Below are 354 nucleotides of genomic sequence, written 5' to 3' on the forward strand. Positions count from 1 at the left end.
AATGGATTTATATAGATAGTGAAATGAGTGAGGAGTTTACTCATGCTATAAGAAGTCTCGATATACAATAATTTTAAGTACGCATGATTTAGAGATACCAAAGTAAGTCGAATTGTTCGTATATAAGACGGGCAACTGTTTGAAAATAGGAATAGGTATGTTGAGTCCGCCTTCTTTTGTTATTATGAAAATAGTAATAGGGATTATTTATAGATGAATAGAAAATATTTTTATGTTATATATATCATAAAAATTGAAAAACCGACAAAACACCCCTCTTTTTAGGTGGGAGAGAGCATATGGCCATGCATAGAAGCGGTCAGTGCCTTTTTCTATCACATGCGAAGTAAAAAC

Source organism: Bacillus sp. JJ1127, assembly GCF_036965845.1.
GTDB lineage: Bacteria > Bacillota > Bacilli > Bacillales > Bacillaceae_G > Bacillus_A.